General features: G+C 67.6%; 14 protein-coding genes. 4 read left to right on the top strand and 10 right to left on the bottom strand.

Annotation, left to right across the window (positions count from 1 at the left end):
• Window positions 1-24: 24 nt before the first annotated feature.
• The 4 genes from LIP_RS02460 to LIP_RS02445 form a co-directional block, all read right to left on the bottom strand.
• The gene (locus LIP_RS02460) at window positions 25-945 is read right to left on the bottom strand and encodes an ABC transporter permease (RefSeq protein ID WP_068141376.1); all 921 of its coding nucleotides are present in this window, start codon (window positions 943-945) and stop codon (window positions 25-27) included.
• Window positions 945-1,850 carry an ABC transporter permease gene (locus LIP_RS02455; RefSeq protein ID WP_068133893.1) on the bottom strand — a complete coding sequence of 302 codons (906 nt, stop codon included), beginning with the start codon at window positions 1,848-1,850 and terminating at the stop codon, window positions 945-947. Before LIP_RS02455 ends, LIP_RS02460 begins: the two co-directional genes overlap by 1 nt.
• Before the next feature lie 299 nt (window positions 1,851-2,149).
• Window positions 2,150-3,520: a S8 family peptidase gene (locus LIP_RS02450; RefSeq protein ID WP_068133891.1), complete on the bottom strand. Its 1,371-nt coding sequence runs from the start codon at window positions 3,518-3,520 to the stop codon at window positions 2,150-2,152.
• An 81-nt stretch (window positions 3,521-3,601) separates the two neighbouring features.
• Window positions 3,602-5,974 carry a hypothetical protein gene (locus tag LIP_RS02445; RefSeq protein ID WP_068133888.1) on the bottom strand — a complete coding sequence of 791 codons (2,373 nt, stop codon included), beginning with the start codon at window positions 5,972-5,974 and terminating at the stop codon, window positions 3,602-3,604.
• Window positions 5,975-6,220: 246 nt separating this feature from the next.
• Here LIP_RS02445 and LIP_RS20305 point away from each other — a divergent pair, with 246 nt between their 5' ends.
• The 4 genes from LIP_RS20305 to LIP_RS02430 all read left to right on the top strand — a co-directional run bounded on the left by LIP_RS20305 (window position 6,221) and on the right by LIP_RS02430 (window position 9,848).
• Complete coding sequence (locus tag LIP_RS20305; RefSeq protein ID WP_407936388.1) at window positions 6,221-6,508, top strand: DUF6932 family protein; 288 nt, start codon at window positions 6,221-6,223, stop codon at window positions 6,506-6,508.
• Window positions 6,509-6,790: 282 nt separating this feature from the next.
• Entirely contained in the window at window positions 6,791-7,852 is a 1,062-nt protein-coding gene (locus LIP_RS02440; RefSeq protein ID WP_068133885.1) for a hypothetical protein, read from the top strand.
• A 440-nt stretch (window positions 7,853-8,292) separates the two neighbouring features.
• Window positions 8,293-9,039: a transporter substrate-binding domain-containing protein gene (locus LIP_RS02435; RefSeq protein WP_198409661.1), complete on the top strand. Its 747-nt coding sequence runs from the start codon at window positions 8,293-8,295 to the stop codon at window positions 9,037-9,039.
• A gap of 173 nt (window positions 9,040-9,212) precedes the next feature.
• Entirely contained in the window at window positions 9,213-9,848 is a 636-nt protein-coding gene (locus LIP_RS02430) for an amino acid ABC transporter permease (RefSeq protein ID WP_407936393.1), read from the top strand.
• A 424-nt stretch (window positions 9,849-10,272) separates the two neighbouring features.
• Here the strand turns inward: LIP_RS02430 and LIP_RS02425 are convergent, their stop codons facing one another.
• The 6 genes from LIP_RS02425 to LIP_RS02400 form a co-directional block, all read right to left on the bottom strand.
• Window positions 10,273-10,989, bottom strand: coding sequence for a PIG-L deacetylase family protein (locus tag LIP_RS02425; RefSeq protein WP_068133879.1), 717 nt, complete (start codon window positions 10,987-10,989; stop codon window positions 10,273-10,275).
• On the bottom strand, window positions 10,986-12,212 hold the full coding sequence (locus LIP_RS02420) for an anhydro-N-acetylmuramic acid kinase (protein WP_068133876.1): 1,227 nt from the start codon (window positions 12,210-12,212) through the stop codon (window positions 10,986-10,988). The genes LIP_RS02425 and LIP_RS02420 overlap by 4 nt, the downstream gene beginning before the upstream one ends.
• Before the next feature lie 37 nt (window positions 12,213-12,249).
• Window positions 12,250-13,023, bottom strand: coding sequence for a sugar isomerase domain-containing protein (locus LIP_RS02415; RefSeq protein WP_068133871.1), 774 nt, complete (start codon window positions 13,021-13,023; stop codon window positions 12,250-12,252).
• Window positions 13,024-13,125: 102 nt separating this feature from the next.
• A complete protein-coding gene (locus LIP_RS02410; RefSeq protein WP_068133868.1) occupies window positions 13,126-15,162 on the bottom strand; it encodes a hydantoinase/oxoprolinase family protein in 2,037 nt (678 codons plus the stop codon).
• Window positions 15,159-16,886, bottom strand: coding sequence for a hydantoinase B/oxoprolinase family protein (locus LIP_RS02405; RefSeq protein ID WP_068133865.1), 1,728 nt, complete (start codon window positions 16,884-16,886; stop codon window positions 15,159-15,161). Before LIP_RS02405 ends, LIP_RS02410 begins: the two co-directional genes overlap by 4 nt.
• A gap of 19 nt (window positions 16,887-16,905) precedes the next feature.
• Complete coding sequence (locus LIP_RS02400; protein ID WP_068133862.1) at window positions 16,906-18,090, bottom strand: cytosine permease; 1,185 nt, start codon at window positions 18,088-18,090, stop codon at window positions 16,906-16,908.
• Window positions 18,091-18,394 lie beyond the last annotated feature (304 nt).

The following is an 18,394-nucleotide window of genomic DNA, read 5'->3' as shown; positions in this document are numbered from 1 at the left end:
TGTCGTCCTATCGGTGCTCGCCGCTCAGCGGTACTCGATGCGCGGGTCGAGAAGGGGATAGGCCAGGTCCGCCAGCAGGTTCCCGAGCACGATGGTCACCGCGGCGACCGTGACCACCCCCATGATCACAGGGATGTCGACCAGTTGAATGGCCTGCCAGAGGAGCTGGCCGATGCCGGGCCAGCCGAAGGCGGTCTCCACCACCACCACGCCGCTCATGAAGATGCCGATGTCGAGCCCCACCATCGAGACGATGGGCAGCAGCGCATTCCGGAACGCGTGCTTCAGCACCACCGTCCGGCGGCTCAGCCCCTTGGCCGTCGCCGTGCGGACGTACTGCTGCCCGAGCACGTCGACCATGTTCGACCGCACCATGCGAGCGTACCAACCGCCCCCCGCGAGGCCGAGAGTGAGCGCAGGAAGCACCAGATGGGCGGGGCTGCCGTACCCGCCCAGGGGGAGGAGCGGAAAGCGGTACGCCAAGGCGTAGATGAGCAAGAGCCCCACTGCGAACTGTGGAGCCGAGACGCCCAGGAAGGCCAGGATCATAGAAAGCTGATCAGCGCCCTTGCCGCGTCGGACGGCCGCCCCCACCCCTACCGGCAACCCAATGAGCAGTTCGGCCGCGATCCCCGCCAGGGCGAGCTGCGCCGTGGCTGGCAGGCGCGCCAGGATCATCTGGCTCACCTCGATCTTCTGAACGTAAGACCGGCCCATGTCGCCGTGCAGGGTGCCCCAGAGGTACCGCCCGTACTGGACGGGCAGGGGCTGGTCCAGCCCCAGCTCGTGCCGGATGCGGGAGACGGTCTCCACGGTGGCCGAGCGACCGGCGATCATCCGAGCCGGGTCCGCCGGCAGGAGGTAGAGGAGCAGGAAGGTGATCACCGTGACACCCAGGAGGACGAAGACGGCGTGTCCAACCCTCGTGGTGACGTATCGAGCCATCACCCGGTCACCCTCTCAGGGTCCAGCGCGTCGCGGAGAGCGTCACCCACCAGGTTGAAGGCGAGCGAAGTCAGCAGGATGGCCGCCCCTGGGAAGGCGACCAGCCACGGCGCATCGAGGAAGTAAGACTGGCTTTCATTGATGATGCCGCCCCACGAAGCCATGGGCGGTTGGACGCCCACTCCCATGTAGGAGAGGGTCGCCTCCAGGAGCACGGTGGTCGCGATGCCGAGGGTGCCCCACACGACCAGCGTGGGCACCAGGTGGGGCAGGAGGTGCCTGAGGAGAATACGCCCTGCGGGCGCGCCCACCGCCCGGGCCGCCGTCACGAACTCGCGCTCATTCAGAGAGAGGACCTGGCCGTAGACCACCCGGGCGATCTGGACCCAGTTGACCAAAGCGATGACGAGAGCCACGATCCAGAGGCTCGGCCGGAGGATGGCCGCCAGGGCGATGGCGAGCAGGAGCGCGGGAAAGGCCATCATCAGGTCGGTGAACCGCATGATGGCGTTCCCCACCCAGCCGCCGAAGAAACCTGCGAGCGTCCCCAAGGACGTGCCGATCAACAGCGCCGCCCCGTTGGCCACCACGCCGATGAGGAGCGAGACCCGGGCCCCGTAGATGAGTCTGGAAAGCAGATCTCGCCCGAGCAGGTCCGTGCCCAGCAGGAAACGATGGTTGGGCGCAAGAGGCATTCCCTGCAAGGTCAGCCCGTCGAAGAACTGCTCCGCGGGATCGTACGGCGCGAGGTAGGGAGCCAAGAGGGCCGTGAAGATCAGGATCAGAACCACTGCGGCCCCGAGGACAGCGGGCGGGTTTCGCCAGACGCGAGGCGACACCCGTCGCGGGCGCTCCTCGGCCCCCCGTTCGCGCTGGGAAGCCAGCCCCGCGATCTCCGAAGCCATCTCGACCCCATCTCCCCACGCGGTCCCCACCGGAACCGCACCTGATGGTCATACAAGCGAGTGTTCCGTCAAGAACGATGGCATCATTCTCGCGCCACCGGGGTTCTCCGTCAATGAGAAGGGGAATGCGTGCGAAATGCTCTTGGCGCGACGGTTATCTTGACGCGAATCGTCAACGATGGTCGGGGCGTCCGTGGGTGAGTAAACCGCGCCCCGCGGCAACCACCATCCGCGGGGCGGGAACACCTTGCTCACGTTCGTTTCTCTTCTTCAACCGTCGGGATCTGTCACTCCGGCCCTCACGGCGTGGCCGCCACCGCCGCGTCCGCGTCGATGAGGCCGTAGCCCGTCGCGTCCGAGCTCCACGTGAAGGTCTCGGTGGTTCCGTAGGGCGTGGCCACCGTCGCGCTGCCCGGCGGGATGTAGAGCGCCGTCGAGCGCAGGACCGCCTCGGCCTGCGCCTGGGTGAGGCTCGGGTTCTTCTGGAGCAGCAGGGCGACGGTGCCCGTCACGTGCGGGGCCGCCATGCTGGTGCCGCCCAGGAAGTAGTACTGGCCTGGCACGCCGTTGGCCCAGTAGGGCGGGTGCGCCGCGCCGTAGGCCAGGTAGGGGCCCACCACCCAGCTCCCGGGCGCCAGCACGTCCAGCTCCTGACCGGGTAGCTCGCGGCTGGAGAAGTCGGTGACGTAGACGTCGGCTGCGGTGGTGGGGTCGGGGACGTCCTGCTGCCACCAGGTGCGGCCGCCAACCCACTCCCGCACCCATCCGGCGGCGCCGGCGGAGATCACCTCGGCGAAGGCGCCCGGATAGCCCATGCCGGCCTCACCCTCGTTGCCGGCGGAGGCCACGATGAGCACGCCCTGCCTGATGGCGTATCGGATGGCGGCGAGCTCAGCCGGCGACCCCTCGGATCCGCCCAGGCTCATGTTGATGACCACCGGCCCGTCTAGAACACCGTCCTTCTTCAGGTTGGCGACGTAGAGGATGCCGGCGATCACCGACGAGTCCCAACCCCACCCCTTGTTGCTCAGCACCTTCACCGGGATGACGGTCGCTCCCGGCGCCGTGCCCTCGAAGCGGGCCAGGCCGTAGAGGCTGTACCCCAGGATGGTGCTGGTCACATGGGTACCGTGGCTGTTGGTGTCGGTGAAGCTGGGGCTGCCGGGCGTGCCCAGGACGGGCGAGTGGAAGGCCCGGCCCAGGTCGCTGGCCACCCGCGCTGCGGGGAAGTAGTCCTGCCAGTTGGGGACGAGGCCCGTATCGAGCACGGCCACGTAGACGCCCGTGCCGTCGTACTGGACGTCGCCCGCAGGGTGGACCCGCTCGACGTCGATGATGTCCTGGTCCCAGGCAAGCAGGCCCGTGTGCGTGTGGACGCTCACCTGGTGATCCCGGCTCACGGAGAGCACCAGCGGGTCGCTCCGCAGCGCGCTGCCGGGCCGGGCGTCCTTGGCCTTGATGTTCATCGCGACGAAGCCGATCTCGGGAAAGACGAAGTCCACGGAACCGTACCGGGAGAGGTGCGCGAGGGTCTGGTCGCCGGTGTCGGCCACCTGGACCAGCGCCCGCACCTGGCCCGAACCCTGCGCCTGCACCGGGGTCCAGGCCACAGCCAAGGCGAGCAGGCTCAGGACCACGACGGTGCTGCAACGGGCGAGACGGGAGCGCATCACCATGCCTCCTTCACCACGGGATCTCCGCCACCACGGAAGCCCGGCTTCGGGTGCGCGCAACCGGACGCGTCGCCGGACTCAGAACCGGTACCGCACCTGGAGGTCCAGGCTGCTGCCGGGCGAGGCGCCGCTCGTCGCGTCCCACGCCGCTGCGAGGCTCCAGGCGGAGGTAACAAAGTATTCCAGATCGACATGGGCGCGTTCCTGCTGAACTTGAAAGAACCGGGGGACAACGGTTGCCCCACCCCGGAAGCGGGGCGCGGAGGGGCCCTCGGGCTGGTAGGCGTACTGCACCGAGAGCTGGCCGGCACCGTCGCCCCGCCAGCGGGCCCGGCCCTCGACCCGGTGCCGGCTGCTGCGGCCGCTCGCGGCCGAGAGGCGGAAAACAGGAAGGGATCCGCCGTTCAGTGGCAGCTCTCCGGCCACCTCGGTACGGAATTCGCCCCCTTCGTAGCCCGCCGCCGCGATCAAGCGCCTCTCCACCTGGGCGACCGTGCCGGAGGTCTCCCGCTGGTTCACGTCGGCCGAGAGGCGCCAGGGACCCTCGGGCGCCTGCCACGTGCCGCCCACGGCCTGTTCCGTGCGCCGCACGCCCTTGTCCAGCCCCTCGGCCCACCGACCCCGGAGCTGCAGCGCCGGCGTCACCTGCCAGGTGGGACGGGCGTCGGCCTCCCACGTTTCCTCGAACCGCGGCGGTGTTTGGGCCGTCGCCCCCGGGGGTCGGCCCTCCTCGCCCTCCCACTGGAGCCGCACGCTTCCCGCCACGGCCCCCAGCGGCCGGGCTAGGCTCGCCTCCACGTGGCGCACCTTCGTCTCCTGATTCAGGTCCGTATCCAGCACCGTCGCGCCCTCCACCCGCGCCCGGGCCGAGAGGCCGGCCACCGGCGCGACCAGATCCAGACCCACCGCCCGGCGGAAGGTGCCGCCCCCGAAAAGCTCGTCCTCGTTGGCCTGGTCCAGGGTGTAGAAGGTGATGGCCTGGCCCGGCCCTGGCCGGTAGCTCGCCTGACGGCGCAGCAGCCGCTCTACCTTTCGTCGCGCCGGGTCGCTCCAGCACGGCCAGGCGGTGGTGCTCCGCCAGGAGAGGGTCACGTCGGACCCCAGCCGCCAGGTGACTCCCGTTGTCTCCTCCGCCCAGTTCGCTTCGGCCTCAGGGTCGTCCAAGAGCGGGAATCCCGGCGTGCGCAGCCGGTAGCCCCGGCTTGCCTCGAAGCCGCCCGCATCGAAGCCCAGCTCCCACGCCCAGGCCTCGGGGGGGCCTGTCCAGCCGGTGCAGATGCCGGACTCGCTCTCGACCCCGGACCCGACGGGGTTGCTGTCCAACGGGCCGGCCTCGAGATCGTTGGAGTCGTCCAGTTCAGGGAGCCGCGGGGGCAGCGCCAATGTGAGGCGGCCGGGGTCGTCGGCCACCCAGCGCTCCAGTCGGAGGCGGAGGGGGCCGGGCTCGAGCCGGGTCACGAAGCCGAAGAGCGGGGGAACGAGCGCCCCCGGCGACTCCCGATCCGCGTAGCCCAGCCCGTCGAGCCCGTACAGGTCGAAGGAGAGACCGGGAAGGTCCACCCCGATCCGGGCGCCCTCCAGCGGCTCGGGGCTCAAGGGGGCGACCTGGTAGCTCACGTCCACCACGTCGCCCTCCTCGAGGGGCGGGTCGAAGTAGAGAACGCCCGAGGCCGCATCGAGCTGGTAGTCGAGTGGGGCCTCCAGCAGCCGGCTGTTCTTGCGGACGGTCTCGGAGCCCTCCAGCACCGGCGAGAGCTCGAGCACGAGCCGGTCCGTGGGGCCCACCGTGTGCAGGTCGTCGTCGGCGTCGGCCTCAGCCGGGTCGACCACCTCGAAGCGCTCCTGCCACGCCAGGCTGCGCACGGTGGAGCTCCACACCATGAGCGAGGGGCGGACGGGGGAAGGCGCCGCAGGTGACCCAGGCCGCTCCGGGCCCGACTCGGCGGGGCTAGATCCATCCATGGAGGCGGAACCAGCCTCCACGAGGCTGCTCTCGCCTCCCTTGAGACCTCGCTCGGAATAGGGCGTTTCCCCAGGCTCCAGCACCAGTCTGGCGCCCCGGAGCTGGCGTCGAAGGGAGACCATCTCGGCGCCCGGTAGCTGGACGTCGAAGTCCCCGGTCACCAGCTCGGCGCCGCCCCAGGTGGCAACCGCGACGGCGAAGGGCACCAGATCCGGCGCGTCCGTGTCGAGCTGCACCGACGCCCAGACCCAGTCGGCCAGGGGGCCCGCTCCCAACAGGGTGAGGCGGTACTCGGTCTGCGGCTGCTTGGGCGGATCCAATGACCACGTGACCCCGTAGGAGACCTCGCCGTGGAGGGTGAAGCCCTGGGCCGTGGCAGCCAACGCCCGCGTGCAGGCCAGCACCACCGCGGTGACGAGGAGGAGGCGGGCCCCTCGGCTGGGCCGGCGGCCCTCTGGGGACGCTGCAGAGCAGTCTGTCGGGCCCATGGGCTGGCCTCTCATTCCGCGGCGGGAGGGTGGAGTCCTGCGGAGGTCGAAGCCCGTTCGGCCCACGCGGCTCGGCGCCCTCGGGCGGGACCCGGGCGAGATCGGAATGACCAGCGCTCCGTTGTGGGAAGCGTCCCGGCAGGGGTTTCAGGCGTCTGACGCCTCGTCGACGCCGGAAGTGGCGTACCCCTGTGACCAGGAAATCGCCGCGATTCGTGGTACAATGAATGCGATGGTTCGTGTAAGATGCCTTGGATCACCATGGGCACCCAGGATTCCGGCGACCGCATGCCGAGAGGAACTACGATGCCTGTACCGCCCTTCGTAGACGGCTACCATCTTCCAGAAGGCGAGCACCCGTGCACGCTCGAGGAGGCTCGGGAACGTTTCGCGGTCGGCTCGTCGAGGCGCGAGGAGATCTGGCGTTCCTTTACCGGGTTGCTTCATAGGTTGGAGCAGATCAAGCTCTTTCCGGAAGTCATTCTCCTGGACGGTAGCTTCGTTACCGGAAAGAGTGACCCCGGGGGACGTTGACTTCGCGTGTCTCATACGCCCGGAAACAGCCAGGCGTGCCCTTTCCAGCCTGTCGGATGTCGACAAGCAAGCAATCCAGGCTTTCATGAACCCGGATAACCAGGGGGCCATCCGAATCCTCTTCGGAGCCCATTTCCTGGTGGCTCATGATGAACAACAGCTCAGTTTCTGGTCTGCTTGGCTTCAGCAAACTCGCCCGCCTGCACCGAGCGATCCAGGGCAGCAGAAGCAAGTGCCGCCGAAAAAGGGCATACGGAGGGTGACAATGCCCGAAAGGAGGGTATGAGGTTGCCGCTGAAAGAGGAGCTTGCCAGCCGCTTGGACGACCTCGATCGCGCCCGGGCCGAGCTGGAGCGCGTGCGTGATCTCTTTCGCTCGGAGCCCGAGTTGCTCAGGCTGTATGAACCGTCTGCTCGCTACGTCGCCGACAAGCTGGCGGAGGACGTCTGGCGGTTTCTTATCAATGAGTGGAACCTAACCCCTCCGTCCGATGCCTGGATAACGCTACGCGGAGTGGAGGAAGATGCAAGACTTCACTCTTCCGTCGTTGCGAAGTACCTGAACCGCCTGGTGGTAGCAAACCAGCACGCAGTCAGCATCCTGGAGAACTCGTCGTATCGGGGCGGTAGATTCCGATCTGACATTCGAGCCATCGCCGATTTCGAGATCGTAGCGGTGCTTCCAGGGAGTGCCCGCATTGGCCTCAAGGCACCCACATCCCTCGACGTGGCGGAGCAAGTGGTTCAAGGGGAGCTTTTCTCCGACGAAGCAGAAGTGCTAAGACGTCGTGATCGAGCGCTGGCTGGGCTCAGGCTGCTGGTGCAAGTATTCCGTGCAGTCGATTCTCCTGATCTGTTGAAGCAGTTGGAGGATCGGTTCCAGACGCGGCGCCTGCTTGAGCTTCTGCGCTATGCCAAGCAGCTCACTCCAACTGCGCGCTCGCCTTACAGGAGCGTAGAGTTCTCAGGAAAAGTTCTTCAAGATGAGCTGCAGGAACCCCAGCCGATCTGCGTCACGGCGGCGACGCACGAACGAGTCGACGAGACCGTGACTCGGCTTTCCGAGAGCCAGCAATACGCAGAGGAACGAGGGATCGTCCGAGAGGTAGACCTGGACCGAAAGAAGATGATCCTTCGCCGGATCTCCGCCTCCGCGGCAGGGCTTCGTGAGCTACCGTGTGACCTACCGCCAGAGCTTCCTGAAGCGGATGCCGAGCAGCTTCTGAATAAGCCTGTGGCCGTTACTGGTTGGCTCATCTTCTCTTCGCCACACGGCCAGCCGTCCAGAATGGAGGTTGAGTCGGTCAGTGTCATGGGCGAGGACGAGAACGACGATGCAGTGTAAGCTCTAGAACCCAAGGGCGCGCCTGCTCCAGGCAGGTCCGCCGTAGCCATCGCCGGGCAGGCACCGTTCATGAGTACCGGCTCGGCCTCAGGCTCTACAGTGCGGTTGAACTGCGCGCCCTGCTTCTGCTGGCAGGCTTCGCGTCGGTCGACGTCTACGGAGGCCTGGACGGTTCGCCCTACGACCACCGCGCCCGGCGTCTCGTCGTCGTGGCGAGCCGTGCCAGCGTCTAGCGAAATAGTACCCTCACGCCTTGGGTAGCCTGCCTGGGCACGCCTCCATGCGGCGCCTGCGAGTCTCTTGAGTTGGAAACGTCTCAGGGATCTTCACAGGCCACAACCCCTCCCCCGGCGCGCGAAGACAGGAAACTCCCTCGTCGCAGCAGAAAACGGACAATGGGAACGGCTCGTCCCAATCTTCCTCCTTGGGGGGTCTCAAACGTGCGCGTGCGTGTCGCGCTCCTGGCACTGGCAGGCATCCTCGTCGCGGCGCTGGCCCTGCCCGGCGCCCTGGCCCAGGAGAAGGTCGTGGTGGGTACGGACACGGCCTTCGTTCCCTTCGAGTTCTTCCAGGACGGCACCTACGTCGGCTTCGACATCGACCTGATCCACGCCATCGCCCAGGAGGCGGGCTTCGAGGTCCAGCTCATGCCGATGAACTTCCAGGGCATCATCCCAGGGCTCCAGGCCCGCTCGCTGGACCTGGCCATCGCCGGCATCACCATCACCGAGGAGCGGGCCCAGGTGGTGGACTTCAGCGACCCCTACTACGACGCCGGCCAGATCATCGCCGTGAGGGCAGGCGACGCCTCGATCCAGGGTCCCGAGGACCTCAAGGGCCGGCGGGTGGCGGCCAAGATCGGCACCACCGGGGCCAGGACCGCCGTGGAGCTGGTGGGCGAGGCCAACGTGAAGCAGTTCGACAACAACGCCGACACCTACCAGGAGTTGGTCAACGGCGGCGTGGACGCCGTCATCAACGACCTGCCCTCCACCCTCTACTACATCCAGACCGAGGGGCGGGGCCGGGTGAAGACCGTGGGCGACCTGCTCACCGGCGAGCAGTACGGCATCGCCGCGCCCAAGGGGAGCCCGCTGATCCCCCGCATCAACGAGGCGCTGGCCCGGCTGCGGGAGAACGGCACCTACGACCGCCTCTACCAGAAGTGGTTCGGAACGGGCCAGTAGGGTCCTGAACCGCCCGAGCGGGTGCGGGGGCGCGGCGGCGGCCGCGCTCCCGGCCGCGCCTCAGGTCGGTACGCTCCGCGCCCACGGCGCGGGGCGCCCCGCGCGCCAGCGCTCCAGGCATGCCCCACCGTTGGTTCCGGACGAGGAGGAGGTTTCCCGTGAGCTGGCAGGTGATGGTCAACGCCTTTCCCGTATTGCTGCAGGGCGCCCTTGTGACCGTGGAGATCACGGCGTTCGCGATCCTGCTCGGCTTCGTCCTCGGGGTGATGGTGGGGCTGGCCCGCCTGCAGCGCCGGGGCCCCGTGGCATGGCTTGCGCTGGCCTACGTCCAGCTGATCCGGGGCACGCCCCTGCTGGTGCTGGTCTTCTTCATCTACTTCGGTCTGCCGGTGGTGCTGGGGCGCCGCATCGATCCCTTCGCGGCGGCGGTGGTGGCCACCAGCCTCAACGCCGGCGCCTACATCGGCGAGATCGTACGGGCGGGCATCGAGTCGATCCACCGGGGCCAGTGGGAGGCCTCCGTCTCCCTGGGGATGACGCCCTGGCTCACCATGCGCCACGTGATCCTCCCCCAGGCCATCCGCCGCATGGTGCCGCCCCTGGGCAACCAGTTCATCATCACCCTGAAGGACACGTCGCTCCTTTCCGTGATCGCCGTGGAGGAGCTGACCCGCCGCGGGCAGCTCATCATCGCCACCAACTTCCGCTCCTTCGAGGTCTGGGGCGAGGTGGCCCTCCTCTACGTGGCCATGATCCTCCTCCTCAGCCGACTGCTGGGAGAGGTGGAGCGGCGGGTGGAGGTACATTGAAGCCCATCGGAGGCTGAGCCCCGCTGCGAGCATCACGCCCATGACGTACCAGGCCCCGGGGACGGCGTGCTTGACGGTGTGCACCCGCCCGCCGCGGACTGCCTGCCGTGAGCTCGTGGCCACGGTCTTTCATAACCGAGCACCTGTAGGTGATGCCGAACACGCAGACCCGGCACCCTGAACCGTGCACGAAAGGGCAAGCCGTGCCTAGGACTCATGGGTTGGCCCTTCATTCCCCAGCGAGTGGGCGGAGTCCTGCGGTGGGGCTGGAGCGGGGCACGGGAGAGCACGTGCCCGCTGGTATGAGGCATGGGCGGGGAGCGATCGAGCAGGCCGTGAGAAGCTAATGGAGGCTTACGGGGGGTGGGGGTGCCTCGATACCCAGAGTCAGGCCGTGACCATAAACCGGTAGCCTTCCTCCCGCCTACACCTTGGAAAGGGACTTCGACCCAGTAAGAGGGGAGTCGAGATCGTAACGCACCGGCTCTTGCATGAAGGCCTGCGCCAGGGGGACTCCACATTCGAGGCCTCGTACCAAGGGTGCAGCCTCGTAGTATGAAGCGTACGGCAAGACCGCCGGGGCGCCCCCCGGGCCCCGGCCCTGGCGGCCGCGGTATAGGGAATACGCTTCCCGGCCAGCCCGCCAGAGCTCCACGTCCAACTCGTTCAAGCCCACGTAGACATCTGGACGGAAGCCGTCAAGGTCCTCGAAGTTCTCACCGTACCAGAGCACTGGGACTTGCCCCGCTCGTCGCTGGTACCGGCCGATCGCCTCCCGGACCAGTTCGTGCGCTTGCCGGTGGCGCGGGTGCCAGCTTCCGCGCCAGTGGGTCACCACCAGTGCGGGCCGGAAGCGGTCCAGGTATGCTACGAGTGCCTCGATGACGCTGCCCGCCTCCAGGCTTCCACTACTGAAACCCATCCACCGGCCGGTGGCGCCCAAGTAACGCGCCGAGGCGGCGAGCTCTTCCTCGATCTGCTTCCCGTACTCCTCCTGCTCCCTGGTGGGGTCGCCCCGCTCGCCTCGTGTCAGATGCAAGAGCTCCACCTTGCCGCCCTCGCGCACCCAGCGGGCAGCAAGCCCACCCGCCATCGCCTCCGCGTCGAAGGCATGCGCCCCGATGACGACCAAACGCTTCACGAGTGCTCCCCCCGCTCGAAGGCTGGTCCCACCGAGAGCTTCCCCAGCACCACCGGATGGCGAGCGCCGCTCACCGAGGGGACGTTGGCCGGGTACCCGAGGAGGCTCTCGTCGGCGAGGACCGCCCAGGTGAGCGCCTCCCTGGCCTCGATGGACACACCGAACTCCGAGTGCATGCGGATCCGTAGCCCGGGCAGGTACTCCTCGAGCATGCGCACCAGGGTACGGTTTCTGGCACCACCCCCGTACAGGACAATCTCATCGATCCTCCCCCGGGGCAGAAGGTGCTCCCTGTAGCTCTGGGCGATGGAGGAGGCGGTGAGGGCAGTCACCGTGGCCACCAGATCGTTCCCTTCGACACCGTGTCTCCCCGCGAGTTCAAAGACCCTGTCGACGAAACCCGTTCCGAACTCCTCTCGCCCCGTCGTCTTGGGCGGTACCCTGCGGAAGTAGGGGTGATCGAGAAGCTGCGTCAGGAGAGCGGAGTGGACATGTCCCGCGGCGGCGCGCCGGCCGTCGCGATCGAAGCTCTCCTGTCCTGCGGTGATGCGCTCCACCACAGCGTCGATCACCATGTTACCCGGGCCCGTATCGTAGGCGACGAGCGAGTCGAGACGGCTCTTCGGGTACAGCGGCGTGACATTGGCTATGCCTCCGACGTTTTGAACGGCACGGCCGGTCACCTCGTCCCGGAAGAGGACGTAGTCGACGAAGGCGCTCAACGGGGCCCCACTGCCGCCAGCGGCGCAATCGGCGACGCGCAGGTCTGAGACGACCGGAACACCCAGCTGCTCGGCAACGACAGCGGCTTCGCCAACGTCGAGGAATCCGGCCTCATTTCCGTCGGCCCCGGGAAGCAAGTGGTAGAGGGTCGGCCCGTGGAGGCCGACGACGAAGAGCTGGTTCGAGGAAGCGCCAGCCGTCTCAAGGACGTGCTCTGCCGCCTGGGCCAGCGCGCTCCCAAGGGCGAGATGGGCGCGCAGGAGCCTTTCCCCGTCGAAGCAGTTCGGCGGGTATAAGGAGAAGAGCACGTTGCGGAGCTCCGGGGGGAAGGGGTACTCGCCGTGCGCGACCACCGTCGCCCTCCGCTCCTCCCGCACGCCGGAGGTCTCAACCAGGGCCGCGCCGATCCCGTCGCCGGAGGTACCAGACATGAGTCCGACGACGAGACGCGGTCGGTCGGGCTCCGCACGATAGGCCGCGATCTGGTCGTAGAGGTGCACCGCCGTCGCCTCCCTTGGAACCCGTTCCGCGTGCCTGTCAGTCCTTCGCACCCCGTGCGGCGCTCCCGGCCACCCGCAGGCGGAACGCCTCGAAGACGCCCTCGTTGTGGCTCGGCGGAATCCCGTGGATGTTCGGTGAGGCGAAGGGAACCGGCGGACGTCCCCTCCGCGCCAGCTCAGCCGCCACCTCCGCCACCAAGGCGCTGGTGATGGCGGTCACGGCAACGGTCGAGCCTGCACCCACGGGGGCGACGACGCCGTCCACGCTCACGAGCGCGTCCTCCAGCGGGACGCAGTTGTCGATCAGGACGTCGGCCAGGTCACCGAGCTTCTTCCCAGAGGAATGGGTAGCGGAGGCTCGGACGTGGTTGTCTCCCGAAGTGACGGCGATCACCGTGGTGCCCGAGCGCCGTGCGTAGGCGGCGGCCTCCACCGGGGCAGCGTTCAGCCCACCGTGCGAGTAGACGATGAGCGTGTCCTCTGGCCGGAGGACGTAGCCGCTCAAGAGCGTCGCCACGTACCCCTCTTGCCTCTCCAGCCAGAGGATGCCGGGGGCCCCGCCTGGTCCGAGGACGGAGGTCCACATGAGCCGCGGGTCGGTGATGGGCATGAACCCAACAAAGCTACCGTAGCGCGGGAAGACGTCCATCACCGGAATGACGGAATGGCCACTCCCGAACGAGTAGACCCAGCCGCCCTTTTCGATGGAATCGGCACAGGCTCGCGCGGCCGCCTGGATCTTCGGCAGCTCGGATTCCTCGATCTTGGAGAGCAACGAGCTGATGGCACTCAGGTAGGCGGATGCGGACATGTTCTTCGACCTCCGTCTTCGTTTCGAGTTGTGCTTCCTCGCCGCCGGCCCGTCCAGAGGTCTGCGGTCCTTCGCGGCGCTTCGCTCCGTCACCTCGCGGCTTCAGCCCCCGCCTCGCACCACCAGGAGGTCCCCCGTTGCCTGGACCTCCACGGTCCAATCGGGAGGGATGAGGGTCGTCGAATCGTACTGCTCCACGATGGCAGGACCGCGCACGCGATCCCCCTGAGCCAGGTCGTCCCTCCACTGGACCGTGGCCTCCTCGGCGCGCTCGCTGGTGAAGTGAACCTTCCGAGTCGTGCTGCGGATAGCCCTGCGTCCTTCCTCCTCTGCCCGCGGGAGCCCCCCCAGTTGTGGCCGGGCTACCTGTCCCACGGCGGTGACGCGCAGGTTGACGACTTCGACCGGCTCCTCCGGCCCGGCCACGAAGCCGAACTCTCGCTCATGGGCTTGGCGGAAGAGCTCCCGTACCTGGTCGACGGTGGCGTCGGACGCGAGCTCGACCTCCAACTCGTGGGTCTGGGCGTAGTAGCGCATCGCGCAGCGGTACTCGTACCGCTGGCTCTCGCGGAGAATGCCGTCCCGATCAAGGTCCTGGCGGCCCAACTCCTCCATCTCAGTAAGACGACGCCGCGCATCGTCCCATGACTTCGGTGCGAGAGGCCGAGCGAAGGTCTGCGCGTAGTCGCGGCGGACGTCGCTCTGGAGCAGGCCGTAGGCAGAGCAGGCACCCGGGAATCTGGGGACGATGAGCCGCGTGATCCCTAGCTCCTCTGCCACCAAGGCCCCCAGCATGGGACCTGCGCCCCCGGCGCAGAAGAGGCTGAACCCGCGCGGGTCGTCGCCGCGCTCGAGGGTCATCCGCCGCACAGCGAGGGCGATCGACTGGACCGCGACGCGAACCACCCCTATCGCCGTCTCGAGCGGCGTGAGCCCGAGCGACGATCCGAGGCGCTGCAGGCTCTCGGTCGCCCGCTCAGGAACGAGCGGCATCTCGCCCCCAAGGAGGCCCTCCTTGCTGAGGATGCCCATCTCCACGCAGGCGTCGGTGATGGTCGGTTCGGTGCCGCCCCGTCCATAGCAGGCGGGGCCGGGCTCGGACCCGGCGCTCCCCGGCCCGAGGCGCAGGGCGCCGCCCTGGTCCACCCAGGCGATGGTCCCACCGCCGGCGCCGATGCTCTGGACGTCGATGACCGGCAGGTGGACTACGGTCCCGAACTCGATCTCCTGCTCGCTTGCGAGCCGTGGCTCCCCGTCGGCGACCACGGCGATATCCGTCGAGGTTCCGCCGATGTCGATGCTGACCACGTTCGGCTCGCTCAGCTCGTCTCCGATCCGCTTCGCCGCCACCACCCCGGCGGCCGGTCCGGACATGAGGGTGTGCGCCGCTCGCTTCCTCAGGTCCCTCCGCGTGGCGACACCTCCGTTCGAGAGCATGATCAGGAGGTCGCGCCGGTAGCCTGCAGCCGCCAGGCGGCTGTCGAACTTCTCAAGGTAGTGCTCGAGCAACGGACCCACGTAGGCGGCGACGACGGCGGTGCTGGTCCTCTCGAACTCTCGCCACTCCGGGATGATCTCGGCGGACGTGACGACAAAGAGACCCGGAAAGTGCTTCTGGACGATTTCAGCGGCCTGTTGCTCGTGCGCAGGGTTGGCGTAGGCGTTGAGGAAGGCGATGGCCAGCGCCTCGACTCCCTGTTCCACGAGCCCTCGGGTCTTCTCCACTACCTCCTCCGGCCGGAGGGGTGTGATCACCTCGCCATCCGCGCTCATCCGCTCGTCGATCTCGACGCGGCGCCGGCGCGGCACCAGCTCGGCCGGGGGATGCCAGTGAAGGTTGTAGAGCTCGCCTCGGGTCGTGCGCCGGATCTGGAGCACGTCCCGGAACCCGTGGGTCGTCAGGAGACCCACCCGCGCCCCGGTCCGCTGGATGACCGCGTTCGTCGCAACGGTCGTGCCGTGGTGGATGCGGTCCACCTCGTTCATGGGGAAGCGGGTCCGCTCGATCCCGCTGACGGCACCCCGCGACGGATCGTCCGGCGTGCTAGGCACCTTGTACACGTGGAGCCGTCGCGCCTCCTCATCGATGGCGCAGATGTCCGTGAAGGTTCCGCCCACGTCGACCCCGACCAGCCTCATGGCCGATCCTCCCTTCGTTCGGCCCGCAGGCGCTCGGTCGCCCCACGGTCGAGGGCATACTGACCGCCCTCGAGCGCGACGACCACCCCGTATACCTTCCGGGCCCGATCAACGCTGAGAAGCTCGTCCCGGACGTCAGCCAGCACCAGCTCAGGGTCCCGATCGAGGGGATCCCCGTAGCCACCCCCGCCGCTGCCCAGGATGATCACCCTCTCCCCCTCGCCGACCACCCGGCCGACCGCCTTGAGCGTCAGGTTCTCCTCGTCCCCGTTGCTCCGGACCAGATGGAGCCCCTGGGGGGCGGCGCTCTCGCCTCCCTGCACCCCGAAGGGCGGGTGGGACTCCCGGTCGCCCAGAGCCGTCACCCGCGCCGAGCCCCGGGTGATGGTGAAGGTCTTGCGGGCTCCAAAGCCACCTCGGAAGCGGCCGGCGCCCTCCGAGTCCTGCCGGAACGTCCACTCCAGGAAGCGCATCGGGTACCGCCGTTCGAAGACCTCCACCGGTGTAATGCGCGCCCCACCCCCGTAAAGGGAGACGAGCCCGCTGCTCCCGTCCTCCCACGAGCTTGCACCGAAGCCGCCCTCCGAAAAGAGGTAGGCGACGTACTCCCGCCCGTTGCGGGGGTCGGTACCCCCTATGGTCAGGTTGATGAGCCCGTAGGGGCAGGCGGCGATCCGGTCGGGGATCGCCTGGCTCAGCGCGCCGAGGACGACGCCGATCACCCGCTCGTAGACGGTGGCGGCCATCATGGAGATGGCGGCGGGCGGCCTGGCGTTGACGACGGTGCCCTCGGGCATGATCAGTTCGATCGGGATGAAGCAGCCATGGTTCATGGGGATCTCGGGGAAGAGCGACTTGAGCGTCACATAGACGGCGGACGCCGTGGCGCTCGCCGTGCTGTTGGCTGACGTGTCGGACTGCGGGTCGCTGCCATGAAAGTCCAGGCTCAGGGACTCTTCCGCGACCGTCAGTCTGAGGTGGACCCTGTGCCCGTTGTCGATGGTGTCGGTCCACTCGTAGCTGCCGGCCGGGACGGTCCGGATGGCGGCCCGCATCAGCTTCTCCGAGTGGGCGATCATCTCGTCCATGACTTCGAAGACGATGCCGGTGCCGTAGCGGTCGAACAGCTCCTTGAGACGGCGCTCGCCCACGTTGACCGCACCCACCTGCGCCCGTACGTCGCCTTCCCTCTCCTCCGGGATGCGCACGTTGGCGAAGATCACGTCGTAGAGGCCCTTGTTCAGCTCGTTGCCCCGGTAGAGACGGGCAGGCGGGATGCGCAGGCCTTCCTTGTGGTAGTCCCGCGCGTCCGATGCGAAGCTCCCCGGCTCGGCGCCGCCAACGTCGGGCCAGTGCCCGACGATGGCGACGAATCCGGCCAGCTCCCCGCCGAAGAAGACGGGCTTCAGGACCCCCACGTCGTTGAAGTGGGTGCCCGCCGCGAACGGGTCGTTGTTGATGAAGACGTCTCCTGGCTGCAGGGTGTCGCCGAATTCCGTGGTCACGGCTCGGGTGAAGTACTCCAGCATACCGACGAAGACGGCCAAGTCCGAGCTTCCCTGGGCAAGCAACTCCCCTCTCCGGTTGAAGACCGCGCCGCCGATGTCCCTTCCCTCGGTTATGACTGGGGAGTACGCGGACCGGAAGAGGGTGACGTTCATCTCATCGACGATACCCTTCAGGGCGCTCTCGATGAGTGCGAACGTGATCGGATCCGTATTCACTCGGCCTCGCCTCCAATGGCTAGCGACGCCCGAAGAGAGCGTGCCAAGCGTAGTAAAGCGCGCCGCCTGCAATCAGTCCGTTCAGACCCGACGCGCCGATGCCCATACGGAAGGCGGCGACGTAGTCGATCAGCATGGCCAGGGCCCACGCGACGAGCGCTCCGGTGTTGTACTCCTGTTCCTCTGCCTCTGCCTCTCTCCGTACGATGAAGTAGTCGATGGCGATGATGCTACCCACCGGCGGAATGGTCAGGGCAATGAAGCCAAGGTAGGCGAGCAGGTTCTGGTAGGCGCCCGTCGCTGCCACCACCGCCCCGACGATGACCGTGACGATGGTGAAGGTGCGCTTGGGACGGTTGAAGATCTTGGCCAGCGCGAGCCCCGCCGAGTAGATGTTGTTGTCGCCCGACGTCCACGAGGACAGCAGCAGAACGAGGGCTCCGATCCACAGCCATCCCTGGGAGACCATGAGCTGGATCAGGTCCCCTGACCCAGCGGCCTTGGCGCCGATGGCACCCAGGCCCACGAAGAAGGTGAGACCTGCGCCAAAGCCCACGAGGCTGGCAATCAGAGAGCTGGCGTTATCCCGGGCATAGCGGGTGACATCCGCGATCAGCGTCGCGCCCACCACGAAGATGCCGATGGCGGCCGTCACTGCGCTGCCGAAGGCGATCGGGCTGGTCGGCTGGACCGCGAGGGTCTTCGCCCAGCCTCCCGCATCGCCGACGGCCCTGGTGACGGAGATGATGAGGACCAGGAGGAAGAACGGAACGGTCACGTTGCTCAGGATCTGCAGGCCCCGGTAGCCGAAGAAGGCGCTGGAGGCCATCGCTATGGCGAAGAGGACACCACCCCAGACCATCATGGAGCCCGGTGACGCACCGAGCACCGCCTCCAGGGTGGCGACGAAGATACCGACCACGACGCCGTAGAAGATGACGTTGGCCGCTCCCATGAAGAAGGCAACGATGTCGCTCCCCCTTTGACCGAAGACCCTGCGCGAGAGCAGCGCGGTAGAGAGCCCCGTCTGACATCCGGCGATGCCAATGGGCACGGAGTAGAGCGCCACTACCAAGGATCCGAGCGCGATCGCCAGCAGGGCGGCCGATCCTGAGAGTCCGGCGCCGATCATGCCGCCGGTCAGGGCGGGCGCAGGGTTGATCACCCATGCCAGCACGACCGCAAGGGTCGCGTACCATCGCACGCGCTGACCTGTCGGCACTGCCTGCAACTCATAGTCATGGTGAGCCTGCCCGCTCTGCGTCGCCATGTCGTCTCCAACCCCCCGTCGTTTATGTGCAGCCCCGTCCGCCCAAGCACGGAGTGGGCCTGTTGATATGTCAACGCATACTTCTATAGATAGGCTCTCACCTCCTTCTTGTCGGAACGCTGTTGGGCTCATCGACAGGCATCAACTCCGGGTGCCGGTCGAGCCTCATGGCGAGGGGAAGGACGGGTCCTTCGGCGGTGCGGTCCAGAGGAACTCCCCCCGGCTCCGGCAGATCGGA

The organism is Limnochorda pilosa, assembly GCF_001544015.1.
In the GTDB taxonomy this organism is placed as follows: Bacteria; Bacillota; Limnochordia; order Limnochordales; family Limnochordaceae; genus Limnochorda; species Limnochorda pilosa.
This window is presented reverse-complemented; position numbering and strand designations above follow the sequence as displayed.